General features: G+C 69.3%; 17 protein-coding genes and 1 pseudogene. 12 read left to right on the top strand and 6 right to left on the bottom strand.

From position 1 onward, the window contains the following. Nucleotides 1-442 precede the first annotated feature (442 nt). Nucleotides 443-724 carry a type II toxin-antitoxin system RelE/ParE family toxin gene (locus IEX37_RS04680; RefSeq protein ID WP_188755066.1) on the top strand — a complete coding sequence of 94 codons (282 nt, stop codon included), beginning with the start codon at nt 443-445 and terminating at the stop codon, nt 722-724. Further along, a complete protein-coding gene (locus IEX37_RS04685; protein WP_188755067.1) occupies nt 711-1,013 on the top strand; it encodes a HigA family addiction module antitoxin in 303 nt (100 codons plus the stop codon). The genes IEX37_RS04680 and IEX37_RS04685 overlap by 14 nt, the downstream gene beginning before the upstream one ends. 121 nt (nt 1,014-1,134) lie before the next feature. Here IEX37_RS04685 and IEX37_RS04690 read toward each other — a convergent pair whose 3' ends face one another. Beyond that, entirely contained in the window at nt 1,135-1,695 is a 561-nt protein-coding gene (locus IEX37_RS04690) for a hypothetical protein (protein ID WP_188755068.1), read from the bottom strand. Between the two features lie 191 nt (nt 1,696-1,886). Between IEX37_RS04690 and IEX37_RS04695 the strand changes: the two genes are divergently transcribed. From IEX37_RS04695 to IEX37_RS04705, 3 genes and pseudogenes are all read left to right on the top strand, one after another. Further along, entirely contained in the window at nt 1,887-2,627 is a 741-nt protein-coding gene (locus IEX37_RS04695; protein WP_188755069.1) for a catalase family protein, read from the top strand. After that, nucleotides 2,627-3,208, top strand: coding sequence for a hypothetical protein (locus IEX37_RS04700; protein ID WP_194461741.1), 582 nt, complete (start codon nt 2,627-2,629; stop codon nt 3,206-3,208). Before IEX37_RS04695 ends, IEX37_RS04700 begins: the two co-directional genes overlap by 1 nt. A gap of 85 nt (nt 3,209-3,293) precedes the next feature. After that, nucleotides 3,294-3,626, top strand: a pseudogene (locus IEX37_RS04705) (PIN domain-containing protein); the annotation flags it as partial. Between the two features lie 61 nt (nt 3,627-3,687). Here IEX37_RS04705 and IEX37_RS04710 read toward each other — a convergent pair. Both IEX37_RS04710 and IEX37_RS04715 read right to left on the bottom strand, forming a co-directional pair. Continuing rightward, nucleotides 3,688-4,347 carry an HAD-IA family hydrolase gene (locus IEX37_RS04710; RefSeq protein ID WP_229663077.1) on the bottom strand — a complete coding sequence of 220 codons (660 nt, stop codon included), beginning with the start codon at nt 4,345-4,347 and terminating at the stop codon, nt 3,688-3,690. A gap of 239 nt (nt 4,348-4,586) precedes the next feature. Further along, nucleotides 4,587-5,255, bottom strand: a complete 669-nt coding sequence (locus IEX37_RS04715) for a TetR/AcrR family transcriptional regulator (RefSeq protein ID WP_188755072.1) — start codon at nt 5,253-5,255, stop codon at nt 4,587-4,589. A gap of 30 nt (nt 5,256-5,285) precedes the next feature. Here IEX37_RS04715 and IEX37_RS04720 point away from each other — a divergent pair, with 30 nt between their 5' ends. Next, a complete protein-coding gene (locus tag IEX37_RS04720; protein WP_188755073.1) occupies nt 5,286-6,833 on the top strand; it encodes an MFS transporter in 1,548 nt (515 codons plus the stop codon). Nucleotides 6,834-6,845: 12 nt separating this feature from the next. Here IEX37_RS04720 and IEX37_RS04725 read toward each other — a convergent pair whose 3' ends face one another. Then, the gene (locus tag IEX37_RS04725) at nt 6,846-7,337 is read right to left on the bottom strand and encodes a winged helix-turn-helix transcriptional regulator (RefSeq protein WP_188755074.1); all 492 of its coding nucleotides are present in this window, start codon (nt 7,335-7,337) and stop codon (nt 6,846-6,848) included. A 77-nt stretch (nt 7,338-7,414) separates the two neighbouring features. On the opposite strand from IEX37_RS04725, the gene IEX37_RS04730 reads away from it, so the two are divergent. The 5 genes from IEX37_RS04730 to IEX37_RS04750 all read left to right on the top strand — a co-directional run bounded on the left by IEX37_RS04730 (nt 7,415) and on the right by IEX37_RS04750 (nt 10,716). Continuing rightward, entirely contained in the window at nt 7,415-8,059 is a 645-nt protein-coding gene (locus IEX37_RS04730) for a dihydrofolate reductase family protein (protein WP_188755075.1), read from the top strand. Further along, nucleotides 8,056-8,643: a dihydrofolate reductase family protein gene (locus IEX37_RS04735; RefSeq protein WP_188755076.1), complete on the top strand. Its 588-nt coding sequence runs from the start codon at nt 8,056-8,058 to the stop codon at nt 8,641-8,643. Before IEX37_RS04730 ends, IEX37_RS04735 begins: the two co-directional genes overlap by 4 nt. Before the next feature lie 48 nt (nt 8,644-8,691). After that, nucleotides 8,692-9,435: a CPBP family intramembrane glutamic endopeptidase gene (locus IEX37_RS04740; RefSeq protein WP_188755077.1), complete on the top strand. Its 744-nt coding sequence runs from the start codon at nt 8,692-8,694 to the stop codon at nt 9,433-9,435. Between the two features lie 19 nt (nt 9,436-9,454). Further along, complete coding sequence (locus tag IEX37_RS04745; RefSeq protein WP_188755078.1) at nt 9,455-9,727, top strand: hypothetical protein; 273 nt, start codon at nt 9,455-9,457, stop codon at nt 9,725-9,727. A 71-nt stretch (nt 9,728-9,798) separates the two neighbouring features. Continuing rightward, nucleotides 9,799-10,716, top strand: coding sequence for a response regulator (locus IEX37_RS04750; RefSeq protein WP_188755079.1), 918 nt, complete (start codon nt 9,799-9,801; stop codon nt 10,714-10,716). Nucleotides 10,717-11,140: 424 nt separating this feature from the next. Here the strand turns inward: IEX37_RS04750 and IEX37_RS04755 are convergent, their stop codons facing one another. Next, nucleotides 11,141-11,362 (bottom strand): hypothetical protein, encoded by a 222-nt coding sequence (locus tag IEX37_RS04755; RefSeq protein ID WP_188755080.1) that lies wholly within the window; start codon nt 11,360-11,362, stop codon nt 11,141-11,143. A 305-nt stretch (nt 11,363-11,667) separates the two neighbouring features. Here IEX37_RS04755 and IEX37_RS04760 point away from each other — a divergent pair, with 305 nt between their 5' ends. Then, the gene (locus tag IEX37_RS04760) at nt 11,668-12,534 is read left to right on the top strand and encodes an AraC family transcriptional regulator (protein ID WP_188755081.1); all 867 of its coding nucleotides are present in this window, start codon (nt 11,668-11,670) and stop codon (nt 12,532-12,534) included. A 57-nt stretch (nt 12,535-12,591) separates the two neighbouring features. Here the strand turns inward: IEX37_RS04760 and IEX37_RS04765 are convergent. Then, nucleotides 12,592-14,515: penicillin-binding transpeptidase domain-containing protein (locus IEX37_RS04765; RefSeq protein WP_229663067.1), on the bottom strand; the 1,924-nt coding region annotated here is incomplete at its 5' end.

Below are 14,515 nucleotides of genomic sequence, written 5' to 3' on the forward strand. Positions count from 1 at the left end.
ATTGCGACGGCGTTGTGTCGACGATCGCTTCGCATGTACTCGCGCGCGAACAGCAAGTGGAGTAGGGCTCGTGCCGCCACGGCACGCCATTCGACGAGTTGACGACCGGCTGGCAATGATCGCGATGCCGAGGACGAGATCTGCGGCCCCCAGCGCGCGTCGACGTTTGACCTCGGTGCCCGTAAGGCCGAGTCGTCGCCCGCCCATGTGCGGTGCGATGGTCAGGAAACCGCCGAGGCCAGCAGAGACCGCCCCGACACCATCGGCGGCAACGGTGAGGAAGGCGTTCTTCGTGACCGGCATGGGGAGACTCTAGTTGAGTCGGCGTTGACGGCTGGGGGCTCCAGTTCAACCTGTGGCCACAGGTTGCGTGTGCCTCAACTCGGTGGAGTTCCGATGTAACGTCTAGCGTTATTGACGCGCCGCGTTATACTCTGCTGGTGTGATCAGGTCGTTCGCGAGCAAGGACACCGAGCGACTCTGGCGCCGGGAGCGCGTGCGGTCGATGGAACCTCGGATCCATCGAGTCGCTCTGCGCAAGCTGCGTCAGGTGGCCGCGGCGGTCACACTGGATGACCTCCGCATCCCGCCGGGAAACCGACTCGAGCCCTTGCGGGGTGACCGAGCGGGCCAGCACAGCATCAGGATCAATGACCAGTGGCGGATCTGCTTCACATGGACCGACGCGGGTCCCGAGGGGGTTGAGATCGTTGACTACCACTGACAAGCTCGCGCCGATCCACCCCGGCGAGGTCCTTATGGAGGACTTCATCGAGGGATTCGGCATCACGCAGAACAAGCTCGCCGTGTCGATCGGCGTACCGCCGCGACGGATCAACGAGATCGTGCACGGCAAGCGATCGATCACCGCAGACACGGCGCTGCGCCTGTCGAAGTTCTTCGGTACGACCGCGCAGTTCTGGCTGAACCTGCAGTCGCAGTACGACCTCGACCTCGCGGCAGACCGCGCGGCCGATCAGATCGAGGCGATCAAGCCGTTGAGGGTCGCGTGAGCCGGATCCGGTCGGACGTGGGCGCCCATGCCCACCTCGACGCGTGAGGTGATTCGGCTATGCGCCGCCACAGCTGCCGTCTGCGCCTCAGCGCGACCCAGACGAGGATCGCGTAGCCGGCTTATACGTCGGAGAAGTCGTTGCCCCACTGGATCTGCGTGACGACGTCGCCATCCAGCACGAAGAGGAAGTACTCGCGGCCCCCTTCGCCTGGTCGCGTGAGCGACTGCGTGCCCTCGACATTGCGCGGCTCCGCGCCGAGGTAGTCGGCGACGCCGTCGCCGTCCTGGTCCCACTCGTCCCATCCGCCAGCGGCCAGTACGTCCTGGCGTGAGGCACCAACGGTCAGACCAGACTGCGTGCGGAGCGGTACCCCGGCTACTGAGGCCGAATCGATGGTCAGGAAGCTGTGCCCGGTCTCGTAGACGCCGACACTGACACCGTCGAAGTGTGACAGTCGGTACCAGACGGCGTCGCCGTACGGCTCCTTCACCTCCTCCACCTCGGGCGTCTGACCCGTCAGCGACTCGAAGAACGACACGACGTCGGCGCCGTCGGCGAAGTCGATCCCACGCGTCGCGGATCCGTCGGCGTACTGCAGGGTGTCGAGGGAAACGATCAGCGTGGCGTCGGCCGTGGAGGAAGGCGGAGTCGGCGTCCCGCTGCGAGGTGTGGTGGCCACAGGGGAAGGTGCGGAGGCTGGTGCGCCAGCGTCGGCCGGTGAAAGTGAAGCGCAACCGCTCAGGGCAGTTGCGGCAAGCAGAAGGAGCGGGGCGTACCAGCGCATGCGCTCAACGTACCAGCGAAGCGCGCCGTGTGAGACCGCGCTGAGCAGGGGTTATCTCGGCACTGCGCGGTCGGGATAATGGCCGCATGCTCGCTGGACTCGCAGGGGTGGCCGGAACCGCGCTGGGCGGCTTCTTCTCTGTGCTCCGGCGCATCCGTCATCCGCGCCCTATCCATCCGCATGGGCTGGTGCTGACGGGACAGGCCACCTGGATTCGCGATGCCGCGCCGTCGGGCATCGGCTGGATCGACGATGCCCGGGGAACGCCGGTCGAGGTGACCGCGCGGTTGTCCCGAGGAGTCGGGCTGCCCGACAGGCTGCCGGACGTGCTCGGCCTCGCCTTGCGACTCCACGACGACGACGGTGGGCACGCGGATGTGCTGCTCGCGTCGACCGGTATCGGCTTCCCCTTCCGGTTCGTACTCGTGCCGCGGCGGTCGGCGACGGGCGCGACGTTCGGGAGTCTCCTGCCGTACCGCTCGGCGCGGGGGCCGGTGCTGATCTGCGCCCGGAGCGTTCCCCCGCGGGTGCTGCCGGCCGACCTGGGGCGCCTGCGGCGGTCGCTCAAGGAGCAGCCGTGGCAGGTCCGGCTTTATCACGCGGCGCCGATCGACAAGTGGCACCCCTTCGCAGACGTGGTGCTCCGGCCTGCTGCCGAGATGGACTCGGCCGAGCTTCGTTTCGATCCGGTGGGGCATCCGCTCCCCGGGTCCACCACCTACCTTTGGGCCCGCCGATTGCGCGACCCGAGCTACCGCGCCGCGCAGCGCGGGACCTCCGGGGTAGGCCGGGGGCGTAGCCCTGGCATCGCAGGGGCGATCCTCTGATGCGCGGTAGTGACGGTCTCGTCAATCGGTGGATGCGCGCTGCCGCTCTGTCGGGGGTGGTTCTCATTGCGTTGACGGGCTGTACGTCCAACTACGACAGCGTTCTGTGGCGACAGATGGATGCGACGGAGAGTGCATTCCTCGGACGGCTCAGTGAGCTTCGCCAGGTCTATGCCGCCCGAAAGGACGTGATCGCGAGGATCAAGTCAGGAACGTATTGGGCGGGTGGAGAACCGCCTGGTTTTCTCGTCGAGGACGCGGCGGGGGTGGTGACATACAACTTCCGTCCCGCCGGCGCTGCGTCTGGCGGCGATGGTTCGATCCTCTTCGATGCGCTCGTCTACTCGGGACCCCGCGATCCGGATGCGCCGCTCGAGGTACCTGGGCGCGCCCCGGGTGGTCGGTACAACGGCCCGTCGGCGTTGTACACGTGCTTCACGATCAGCGTTTCCTTCACTGGGGACCGGATGGACAGCTGGTACCGCACCTCGGATGATCCGGAGTTGCCGTGTCCCGACGAGCTCGTAGCCCTTCTCGACGACGGAGCGCAGTATGAGCGAGCCGACGCATTCGACGGCTAGATCTGCGACGAACGTCATCGCGGAGATCTTCCGGCCGTCGCCGGAGCCGCGCGTCGTCGATTGACTCGCGTCGCTCACCGGTGAGGTCGCTATCACGTCTGTCACGCTCGCGGAGCTGTTGGCGGGCGTCAGACGACTTCCGGACGGCCGCCGCAAGCAGGAGCTGTCGAAGCGCATCGACGCGGCGCTCGAGCCGTATCAGGGGAGTCGTGCGGTGCTGCCGTTCGACGACGCGGCGGCCGACCATTACGCCGACCTTGTCGTGGCACGTGAATCGGTGGGCGTGCCGATCAGCACGGCGGATGCTCGGATCGCCGCGATCTGTCTGGCCCACGACTCGACCTGCGCGACGCGGAACATCAAGGACTTCGCGCACACCGGCGTCGAACTGGTCGATCCATGGAGGGGCGACGGATGAGCACCGCACCGTGCCGCAGCGCCCGTGCGGGCGACGCGGTGGAGTTCCGCTCCACCGTGTGTCAGGTGCAGGCGAGCAGCCGTGCGTGCGGGTCGGCGGGATCGTCGGCATAGATGTCGAACTCGTCATCGTCCAGAGGTGCATCACCACCCGGTCGCGGCACGTACGCGGTGCGCATCCCGGCGTTGGCCGCGGCGCGGAGGTCCCACGCGTGTGCGGCGACGAGGTATGGCGGCGGTGCCCCGACGGGCGAGGCGGTCAGCGCGAGCTGGTAGACGGCAGGGTCAGGCTTGTACGTGCTGGCGTCCTCCGCGGACAGCACCAGCTGCAACCGCATCCCCGAGGATTCGATCAACTCGGCGAGGACCTGGTGGCTCGCGTTCGACAAGCCGGCGATCGTGAAACTGTCGGCGAGCAGCGCCACGCCGTCGACAGAATCCGCCCAGGGCTCGAGGTGCTGTGGGCCGCTGGCCAGCGGTTGGTGTGCCTCAGCGGGCAGCACGCCGTCGGCCACCAGCAGCGCCAGTGCTTCGTCGTCGAGCACGTGGCTGGCGACGAACGGCGCATCCCCGGCGGTGATCTGGTGTTCGCGCATGGCCACGTAGTCCAACCAGGCGGCAGCGACGCGGTCCGCGTCGCTCGCATCCTGATCGGTGACGTTCATGATCCGTCGGCGCAGGCTGCCTGCCTGGTCGACGAGCGTTCCCAGCACGTCGAACACGATCAAGGGGCGGGAATCACGGTCAGCAGTCATCATCCGTGACGAACGCCGATGGCGTCTGCCTCATTCCGACCCGGCGCGATCCGCCGAGTCAGGGTAGAACGGCGACGGCCGCGACCTCGATCAACAGGTCCGGCTCGCCCAGCGCTGCGACGCCGAGCAGGGTGATCGGGCGCACCAGGTCGAAGCCGCGCCGGCGGGTTGATGAGTTCGACGGGCGTTGCGGCCCTTCCTCGCGTTCACGGATGGTGCCGGTGATGCGGCGTGCCTGATGCGGCGGCCTCCTCCAGGGCGCGGCTGTGCGCGACGAGGGCGTCGTAGTCGCGCGCCGCGCCGCGCAGCAGCATCTCGATCGCCTGCTCCGCCTCGGTGTCGGTGATGTGACGGTTTCCGAACAGCGCGAGGTAGTGCACCAGCGCGCCCACCATGTCGAGCAGCACCTCGCGGTCGGCGTCGATGCGCAGATCGCCGCGGGCGACGGCCCGGTCGATCGTGTGGGCGACCGCGCGGCGTGCGGGCTCGATCAGCGTCTCGAGGTACGTGGTCCGCAGTTCAGGGGAGGTCGCGCACTCCGCCAGCAGCGCGCTCAGCACGTCCGGGCGGATCAGTCGATAGGCGGCGAGGAACAGGGTGAAGCTCTCGTCGAGATCGCACAGCGTGCAGCCCGTGTCGGGGGAGCGCGGCGCCTCCAGTCGTGAGCCGATCGCGGCCAGGGCGAGGTGCACGCGGCCCGGCCACCGGCGGTAGATGGCCGGGCGCGAGGTCCCCGCTCTCCGCGCGACCGCCTCGAGGCTCAGCTCCTGGTATCCCGACTCGTCGAGGATGGCGAGCGCCGAGGCGAGGATCGCGCGATCAAGTTGCGCATCGCGGGGACGCCCGGTGGTCGCTCGCTGCGAGGGGGTGGACATGAAACCAGTCTAGCTCTAGCGTTACGTGACATGACGAAACGTAACGTTCTCGCTGCACCTCCGCTCGCGCCGGCACGTGCGTGGTGGGGCCTCGCGCTGCTCGTCGCCCCGATGCTGGCCCTGTCGACGGATCTCACGGCGCTGTTCTTCGCGATTCCCACGCTCGTCGCGGATCTGGATGCCTCTGCGACGGAGTCGCTGTGGATCGTCCATGCCTACGGATTCCTCATCGCCGGGTTCCTGATCACGATGGGGCGGGTCTCGGATCGCGTCGGGGCCCGCCGGCTGCTGCTCTGCGGCGCCGCGGCGTTCGCCGCCCTGTCCGTGGTCGCCGCCTTCGCGGCCACGCCGATCGCGCTGATCATCACGCGCGCGCTGCTGGGCATCGCGGGCGCCACCCTGATGCCCTCGCTCTTCTCGCTGCTGAGGGCGATGTTCCGCGACGACGATCAGCGCCGGCTCGCGATCGCCCTCATGTTCAGCGCCTTCACCATCGGCGGAGCGATCGGGCCCCTTCTCGGCGGCGCGCTGCTCGAGGCCTTCTGGTGGGGGGCGATTTTCCTCGTCAACGTCCCGCCGATGCTGGTCCTCGTCGCTCTCGGCACGTTCCTGCTGCCGGAGCGGCGCGAGCCCACGCCGAGCCGGATCAACATGGTCAGCGTGGCGCTGTCGGTCGCGGGGATGCTGGCAGTGGTCTACGGCCTGCAGGAGATCGCCGCCGGCGCGGAGGCCGTCTCCGCGCAGCTACCGCCGTGGGTCTCCGTGCTGCTGATCGTCGCGGGGCTCGTCATGCTCGCGCTGTTCATACAGCGCCAGCGTCGCCTTGCGGATCCGCTGTTCGATCTGGCGCTGCTGAAGAACCGCCGACTCGCGGCCTCGCTCCTCACCCTGCTGGTGACCGGGATCGGCACCGTCGGCCTGTTCTTCCTGTTCACCCAGCACCTGCAGTGGGTCGGAGGCTTCGCCCCGCTCGTCGCCGGACTGCTGACGCTGCCGTACATCGCGACGGACATCCTCGGGGCGGTCGCCGCTCCCGCACTGGCGCGTCGGTGGCGTCCCTCGCGCGTCGTCGTCGGCGGGCTGCTGGTGGTCGCGCTGGGTGCGGGCTTGACCGCGCTCGCCGTCGCCGACGGCGCGATCGTGCCCCTCCTCCTCGCGCTCGCCGTCATCGGGCTGGGTCACGGGGCTGCGCTGGCGCTGGTGAGCGACGCGATCATCTCGAGCGCTCCGGAGGAGCGCGTCGGTTCCGCCGCCGCAGCACAGGAGGTCGGCGGGGAGCTCGGCTCGGCGCTCGGCATCGCGGCGGGCGGGACGGTGGGGATCATCGTCTTCCGGGCATCGCTCGATCGGCTGCTGCCGCCCGAGACCCCGGCGGGCACCGCCGATGCGCTGCGCTCGAGCGTTCACGAGGCGTTCGCCGCGGCGATGGATGCCGTGCCGATCCTGGAGGCCGTCCGAGCGGCGACGGCAAACGGTCTCCTGGTCTACGCGCTGATCGCCGCGGTCCTCGCAGGCGCCGCCGCGGCGATCTTCGCGCTTGCGTTCGCGGGGCGACCGACCGCCTCCGCGGAGGGTTGAACGCTCGGGCGCTCAACCGTGCGCCGCGGCCGACCGCCGGTATGCCGCCTCGAGGCGCTCCAGCGGCCCTGCACCAACGCGTTCGGCGGGCGGCGCGCCTAGATGCCGGGTGCGCAACTCGTCCATCAGCTCCTCGACGAAGGGGAGGCCCTCTGCGCGCATCAGCTCCTGACGCGTGCGCAGCTCGGGGGTTCCCTCGCGCCAATCCAGGCCCCAGTTCCCGAGCGCGAAGAGGATCGGCACGGTCTGGATGCCGGCCTCGGTGAGGCTGTACCGCGCGCGCTGGCCGCGCCTGGCCTGCTCTTTCGTCAGCAGTCCCGCGTCGACGAGCTTCTTCAGGCGGCTGCTGAGGATGTTCGACGCGATGCCCTCGATCGACCCCTCCAGGAGCTCGCGGAAGTGCCGGCGGTCGCCGAAGATCATGTCGCGCAAGACGAGCATCGACCACTGGTCGCCGAGCGCCTCCACGGCGGCGTTGATGGCGCATCCGGATCGTGGCTGCATCGGGCCTCCTCTTGACGGCGTCCGGCCTGCTCCCTATCTTAGTGCTTGCAAAATGCAATCACTGCGGGAAGTGGATGATGGGGATCACACGGGTCGACCTGAACATGTCGCTGGATGGGTACATCACGACCACCGACCAGACGCCGGAGGATCCGTTCGGGAAGGACTGGGAGCGGTTGGTCGCGGCGTACACCGCGACGCGCACCTTTCAGCAGCGGTTCGGCGCTTCGGGCGGGACGACGGGCGTCGACGACGCGTACATCGCGGCGGAGACCGTCGGCATCGGCGCCGAGATCCTGGGCGCGGGCATGTTCGGCTTCCACGCTCACCCCGACGACCCCGACTGGCGGGGCTGGTGGGGCCCGAACCCGCCGTTCCATGTGCCCGTCTTTGTCCTCACGCATCGGGAGCGCGAGAGCCTGGAGATGGAGGGCGGCACGACCTTCCACTTCGTGAGCGGCTCGCCTGCCGACGTGCTCGCTCGCGCACGCGAGGCGGCCGGCGATCTCGACGTGCGCATCGGCGGCGGCGGGACCGTGGTGCGCGACTTCCTGAGGGCCGGTCTCGTCGACAGGCTGCACGTCGCGGTCGTGCCGATCCTCCTCGGCAGGGGAGTCAACCTCTGGGAGGGCCTGCGCGGCTTCGAGGAGGGGCGCGAGGTGCGCAGCGAGGTCGCCGAGAGCGGCGTCATCCACGTGACCTTCGAGCCGAGGGCGTCATGACGACGCCGGCCGCGGGAAAGGTGACGTGGAGCTTCACGGCCTCGCTCGACGGGTTCATCGCCGGTCCGGGGCACGACATGAGCTGGCTGGCGGCGGCGGGGGAGGCCGATCCGGACGTGCTCGCGGAGCTGGCCGCGCGGGTCGGCGTGATCATCTCGGGCCGCCGCGGGTACGACGCCGCCATGGCCCAGGCGGGCGAGCGCGACGAGCTCACCGCCGAGGCCTACGGCGGTGCGTGGCAGGGGATCGAGTTCGTGCTGACGCACCGGCCGCAGGAGCTCGCCGATGACCCCGCGGTCACGGCGATGAACTGCGACATCCGCGAGGCGGTCGCGCGGGCGCGGAAGCTCGCCGGCGGGCGTGAGGTACAGATCATCAGCGCGGACATCGCCCGGCAGGCGCTCGAGCACGACCTCATCGACGAGCTACGGATGTTCACCGCTCCGATCTTCCTCGGCGACGGCACGCGCGTCTTCTCGGTGCCCGGAGGTCGCCGTGTCCACTGGGAGCGCGTCGACTCGGGCGAAGACCCGGAGCGGTTCGGGACCGTCTATCGGCCGAGAGTCGGATCGGGCCGGATGTAGGGGTATCCCGATACCGCTGGTGCGGGACGGGACCATAGGCTCGAGGCCGTGAAACCCAGCCCGCGCTCCGTCGCGCTCGCGCTCGGCCTCGCGGCGGGGATCGGAATCGCCAGGTTCGGCGTGATCGTCGGCGCGCTCGAACTGGCGCCGGTGCTCGGGATCGCCGGCTGGTACGCGGGGCTGTTCGCCAACGCGCTCTGCGTCCTCTTCGCTGCCGGTGTCGTGACCATGCTGGGAGTCTGGCGCGACCAGGGCGTGCTGCGGCTGTGGCGTTCCCCGCTCGCCGCGCTGTGGCTCCTGCCGTTCGTCGCGGAGGGCGTGCTGAGGTTCGCACTTCCGGGCTCGATCGTCGTTCCTCCTCCCGGACTGGCGCTGTGGATCCTGACGCTCGTCCTGGCGTCTCTCAACGAGGAGCTCATCAATCGCGTCGCGGTGCTCTCGGTGCTTCGTCGGGCGACGGGGGCGGTGGCATCGGCGATCCTCTCCGGTGCGCTCTTCGGCCTCGCGCACCTGTCGCTGCTCGTCACAACACCCTCCCGCAGTGCCGACGACATCCTTCTCAATGTGCTCGCGTCGGCGACCTACGGCTTCGCGCTCGCCGCGTTCCAGCTGCGGTTCCGGTGGCTGCTGCCGCTCGTGCTCGTGCACGCGTTCGCGAACGCATCGGTGATCTTCGTCCCGCTCGAGGTGCCCCTCGTCCTCGACGTGATCATCCATGCCGGGTTCGTGGTCGTCGGCGCCGCGCTGCTCGTCTCGCGTCGCCGCGGCTTCCGTCCCGGCCGGACCCGGTGAGTGTGCTTCACTGTCGATCGTGGATGTCAATGCGCTCGCTCTGAACGTCGCGATCCCGCCGGACCTGCGCTGGGAGGACGAGAGGCGCGGCGAGCGGTTCGAGCTGCAATCGATCACGGTCCGGCTGCTCCCCGACGGATCGCTCGCGGCGAAGGCCTACGGGCGTCCCGTCGCGGGAGGCCGCGGAACGTACGTGTCGTTCCCCGTGCGCCGCAGCGACCGCATTGACGCCCTCATCGCGGACGCCGCCCAGGAGGCGTCACGCCGATGGGCGGCCCACCAAGGGATGTGACCCCTTCGGTCGACGGTCTTGCTGCGGGTGTCGGCGAGTGAGTCTGCTGAGCTGGTCGATACGGTACGTCTATGAGCGAGGGGCAGGCGGCCGCAACGCGGTCGGGCAGGAGCCGTGCGGTGTGGGGCGGCAGAGGGCGACGGAGTTCGGATTCAACGGGCGACGCCGAGAGCGGGGAAAAGGCGGGCGCGGCGGAGCCCGAGGCGTCGGATACAGCGGAACCCGCCGCGTCGCGGCTGGGATGGAACGTCCTCGAGGTTTTTCTTCTTGCGCTCGCGGTGGCGTCGTTCGGGGTTGCGGCCTATGTGCTGTTGGATGCCGAATGGCTTGAGTCCCTGTCGAGCTTCGTGGGCTTGTTCTCACTGTGCGTCACGGCGTTCACCGGATATCTGGCCATTCGGATCTTCCGCGAGCAGAAGAAGCAGGCTGCTCGGGATCGCGCTTCCCAGAGCACCCGGCTTGAGCAGATCGACAGCGTGGCATCGAGGGCGGCGCTGGCGGCTGCCCGAGCGCGTGACAACACGGACGTCATCCTGCAGCAGCTGAACGAGGCAGAGGAAGCGAAGCTGCACAGATCGCTGTCAACGGAGCGGGGCCGCCGCGCCGCGCTTGCGTACAACGCCGCGCGTGTGAGTGGCGCACGAGTCCTCTGGGTCGACGACAACCCCGAGTGGATTCAGCCCGAACGGGAAGCACTCGAGTCGGCCGGTGTCGCGACGGTGTGGGTGCGTGACACCGCCCTCGCCCTGCAAATGCTGGACGGGAACTCGTTCCATGTCGTGATCTCCGACATGGGCCGTCCGGAGGGTAAGCGCGCGGGGTACGACCTGCTCGATTCGATGCGAGCACGCGGGGATGACAGCCCGTTCATCGTCTATTCGAGCTCCCGCGAGCCGGAACACCTTGCAGAGGTTCTTGAGCACGGCGGTCAGGGCGCGACGAACGACCCCCTCGAACTGTTCGAACTGGTTATGGCGCGGCTTCGATGACGCGGCTGTGGGGTGGGAACCTTCAACGCCGCGCCTTGACCGCGGACAGCGGACGCAGCGTGTGACACTGTCGCGGTGAAGCGACGACTATCGACAGACCTGCCCGAGGATGGCTCTAGCCGCGTCGATTGTCACGGCGCTGCTGCCCTCGGGGCCGCTCACCGTTATTGTCCTTGGCATCTTCGGGACAACTTGCGTGGTCGCAGGAGGGCGCTTTATGAGTGAGACGGCGGCGGTCGATGAACGGCGGCGCGCCGCCACCGCATGGCTCCTGGCGCTCGAGGACGGGATTCGTCGAGAGCGACGGGGAATGTTCGGTCGGTAGCGAGAGGCAGGACGCTGTGGAGACGGGCGTTCCGTGTTCTGGTCACCCAATTCGAGCGCACTCGTTGATCGGCAGTAGTCGCACCGTGGCGACCGGACGCTAGCGCCAATCGAGACCACGCGACTCCAGGAAAGCTCGCGCGATTGGGTCATCCAGCGAATAGCGTTCGGTGTCGCCGGTGAAGCCCGTGATGGTCATGTAACGTCCCGCGGGGTCCTCATGCGCCGTGATCTCCTCGAAGTCGTTGTGCAGCTCGGACTCTTGCAGAACCCAGCATCCGCGGCATCGGTGCTCGTCGTCGTAGTGCAATCCAGCCGCCATGCGGAGACGATATCGCAAGGACTCGAGGCGCCCGCGCCTGTGCCTTGGACTCGGTCCGCGGAGGGGCTCGGATGTCCGCCTCGTAGTATCGGGCGCGTGACAGACGGCGTGCTGGTCCGTGGCCCGCACGGAAACGCGGAGTACCTGGCGGCTTGTGGAGATCTGGCGGAGCGCCGTCGCTGCCACGCATGATTCCCTCGAGGGACAGTGATCGTCGGCTCGCCCGGCACCCGATCGAACCGGACCGGAATGATCGGGCGCGCACGTTGGGCGTGGGGCGATAGTCGATCGTGAAGGGAGTGACCATGATCGAGCTGCTCAACCGCCTGGTCGACGAGATCGAGGCGAGCCTCGGCGAGGAGCACGACGTCGACGCGCTTGCCTCGGCGATGGGCACCACCGGGTATCACGCGCGGCGGATGTTCTCGTCGCTCGCCGGCATGCCGGTGTCCGAGTACGTGCGACGTCGGCGGATGACGGTCGCGGCCGCCGATCTGGTAGGCGACGAGGATCTGCTCACGATCGCCGTGCGGTACGGGTACGGCTCGACCGAGGCCTTCGGTCGCGCGTTCCGCGCCGTGCACGGCGTGAGTCATGGTGACGTGCGTCGGCACGGCGGCCCCCTTCGCAGCCAACCTCAACTCAGGTTCCGCCTGACCGTCGAAGGGACGACCCCCATGCACGCTCGAATTGTCGAACAGCCCGCTTTCCGCCTCGTCGGCCACGCCACACGTGTGCCGCTGCAGTACCACGGCGTCAATCCCCACATCCAGGAGCACATCGCTTCGCTCCCCGCCGAGGAGCACGAGCGGCTCAAGCGGCTGAGCAACACCGCGCCTGCCGGGCTGCTGCAGGTCAGCGCCGACGTCGACGCCGATTACGCGGAGGGCAGCGAACTGACCTACTTGCACGGCGTTGCGATCACCATGGCCACGGACGTGCCGGACGACCTTGACGCCATCGAGGTGGAGGCCGGCAGCTGGGCCGTCTTCCGCACGGTCGGCGAGCACCCTGCGGCGCTTCAGGCGGCTTGGGCGGCCACGGCCACCGAGTGGTTCCCGTCCAACCCCTGGCGGTTGCGACCGGGCCCCTCGCTTGTGGCGGTCCTCGAGCGGTCGCCCGATTTCACCACCGCGACCTGTGAGCTGTGGCTGCCTGTCGAACGTGACTGATCACCTGATGTTTCACCGGCAGTGGCGACGGCGGGATCAACGCCGCCGTCGCCGCTGTCACCAGCGCTCGAAGAGCGCTCTGAGGAGCGGACCGGCGGTCTGGGCCCCCGATTCCCCGCGCTCGATGAAGACGGCGACGGCGAGATCGCCGTGGGTGCCGACCATCCAGGCGTGCGTGGGGAGGTCGCCGTTCTCGTCGGGCTGACCGTGCTCGGCGGTGCCGGTCTTGGCACCCACGGGGTCGCCGGGGATCGAGCCCAGGAAGCGCGCGGACCCCTCCGTCACGACAGCGCGCATGAGCTCTTGCAGCACCGAGGCCTCGTCGGCGGTGAGCGGCTGCGCCGGCTCCGGCTCGCCCGTGTGGCCGACCAGCAGATGGGGGACGACCGTGCGGCCGACCTGAATCGACGCCGCCACGGTCGCCATCGCGAGCGGCGACGCCTGCACGCGTCCCTGGCCGATCAGGTCGGCGGCCCGCTCGGTCTCGCCCTCGGGATCGGGCACCTGACCCATGCTCGCGGGGTAGCCCAGGTCGATCTCCGCCGTGAGGCCGAGCGTCTCGGCCGCCGCGGCGAGGTCGCTCGGCTCGATGCGGTCACGCAGCCCGATGAGGGCCGTGTTGCACGAGTGGGCGATGGCCGAACGGAACGAGATGTCGCCCAGCGCGCCGGCGGGGTAGTCGTCGTAGTTCTGGAACGTGAAGCCGTCGACCGTCAGCGTGGGTGGGCAGCTCACGCCCTGGTCCGGCGTCACACCGGCGCGCAGCAGCGCGAGGGCCGTCACCAGCTTGAACGTCGAGCCGGGCGCGTACTGTCCCGCGGTCGCGGCGTTCATGCCGCCGTTCCCGGGCCCGTTCGCCGCGACGAGGATCTCGCCGGTCGAGGGGCGGATCGCGACGATCGCGCTGCCGCCAGCGTCCTCGCCCAACTGCGCCAGGACGTCCTCGGCGTGAAGCTGCATCTCCTGGTTCAGCGTCAGCTCGAGCGGCTCGGCCGGGTCGCCGTCCCATTCCGCGAGGGTGCGGCGCGCGTCATCGGCGCCGACGGCCTCGATCCTCACGCTCGGGGTGCCCCGCAGGGTGCCGTCGTACCGGGCGAGCAGGCCCGCCAGGCCGACCCGATCACCGGGCCGGATCGCCCCGTCGGATGCTTCCACGGCCTCCGCGGTGGCCTCGCCCACGAACCCGAGGATCTCCCGGGCGAAGCGCCGCGTGGGGGCGAGGGGCACGGTGTCCTCGACCACCAGGGCCCCGGGGATCTCGGAGAAGTCGGGGTTGACGTGGAGGTGCTCTTCGCCTGCTCGCACCATCAGCGCCTCGACGAAGGCCTGGGGGCCGGAGCTCTCGGCGGAGGCCCGGAACGCCGCGGGATCGATGCCGACGGCGGCGGCGATGCGCTCGGCTGATTCGCCGACCTGCTCGGGGCCGACGTTCGCCTTGTCCAGCCCGAACCGACCCACGGGTCGCGCCGTGACGATCGGCTCGCCGGCGGCGTCGACGACGTCCGCGCGAGGTCCGAACTCCCGGCTCACCGCGATGCGCTCGTCGGCCGCCAGGTCGGGGACGATCGCCGCGGGGCTCCACTCCACGGCCCACCGGGCCTCCTCGTTGACGTTCTCCTCCGTGAGGGCCACCGACGTGTCGTAGGTCCACTCGTGGCCCTCGACCGTCCACGACCAGTGCAGCACGGCGTTCGCGCTCGGCCCGTCTCGCTCGACCTCTCCGGCGGTCACCTCGACCTCGTACGCTGCCACCGGCGCGACCAGTTCCTCGAAGGCCCCCGCTGCATCCGCATCCGTGAGCACCACTCCTTCGAGCGAGTGGTTCGAGAGGGACGCGGCGAGATCGTCGGCGGCCTTGCGCGCCGCGTCGTCCGCTTCGTTCGTGCATGCCGCGAGGGGGAGCACCAGGGCGAGCACGATGAGGGCGGCGCAGCGCTGCAGAGACCGAGGCATGGGGAGGGCGTCCTTTCGGGGGGGGGGG

Source organism: Microbacterium album (assembly GCF_014643695.1).
GTDB lineage: Bacteria > Actinomycetota > Actinomycetes > Actinomycetales > Microbacteriaceae > Microbacterium > Microbacterium album.

Coding starts and splice junctions, on each gene's coding strand:
- IEX37_RS04695 (WP_188755069.1), top strand. CDS start 1,887: ATGCTCGCTGGACTCGCAGGGGTGGCCGGAACCGCGCTGGGCGGCTTC.
- IEX37_RS04755 (WP_188755080.1), bottom strand. CDS start 11,362: ATGGCGGCTGGATTGCACTACGACGACGAGCACCGATGCCGCGGATGC.
- IEX37_RS04715 (WP_188755072.1), bottom strand. CDS start 5,255: ATGTCCACCCCCTCGCAGCGAGCGACCACCGGGCGTCCCCGCGATGCG.
- IEX37_RS04720 (WP_188755073.1), top strand. CDS start 5,286: ATGACGAAACGTAACGTTCTCGCTGCACCTCCGCTCGCGCCGGCACGT.
- IEX37_RS04760 (WP_188755081.1), top strand. CDS start 11,668: ATGATCGAGCTGCTCAACCGCCTGGTCGACGAGATCGAGGCGAGCCTC.
- IEX37_RS04700 (WP_194461741.1), top strand. CDS start 2,627: ATGCGCGGTAGTGACGGTCTCGTCAATCGGTGGATGCGCGCTGCCGCT.
- IEX37_RS04735 (WP_188755076.1), top strand. CDS start 8,056: ATGACGACGCCGGCCGCGGGAAAGGTGACGTGGAGCTTCACGGCCTCG.
- IEX37_RS04730 (WP_188755075.1), top strand. CDS start 7,415: ATGGGGATCACACGGGTCGACCTGAACATGTCGCTGGATGGGTACATC.
- IEX37_RS04725 (WP_188755074.1), bottom strand. CDS start 7,337: ATGCAGCCACGATCCGGATGCGCCATCAACGCCGCCGTGGAGGCGCTC.
- IEX37_RS04750 (WP_188755079.1), top strand. CDS start 9,799: ATGAGCGAGGGGCAGGCGGCCGCAACGCGGTCGGGCAGGAGCCGTGCG.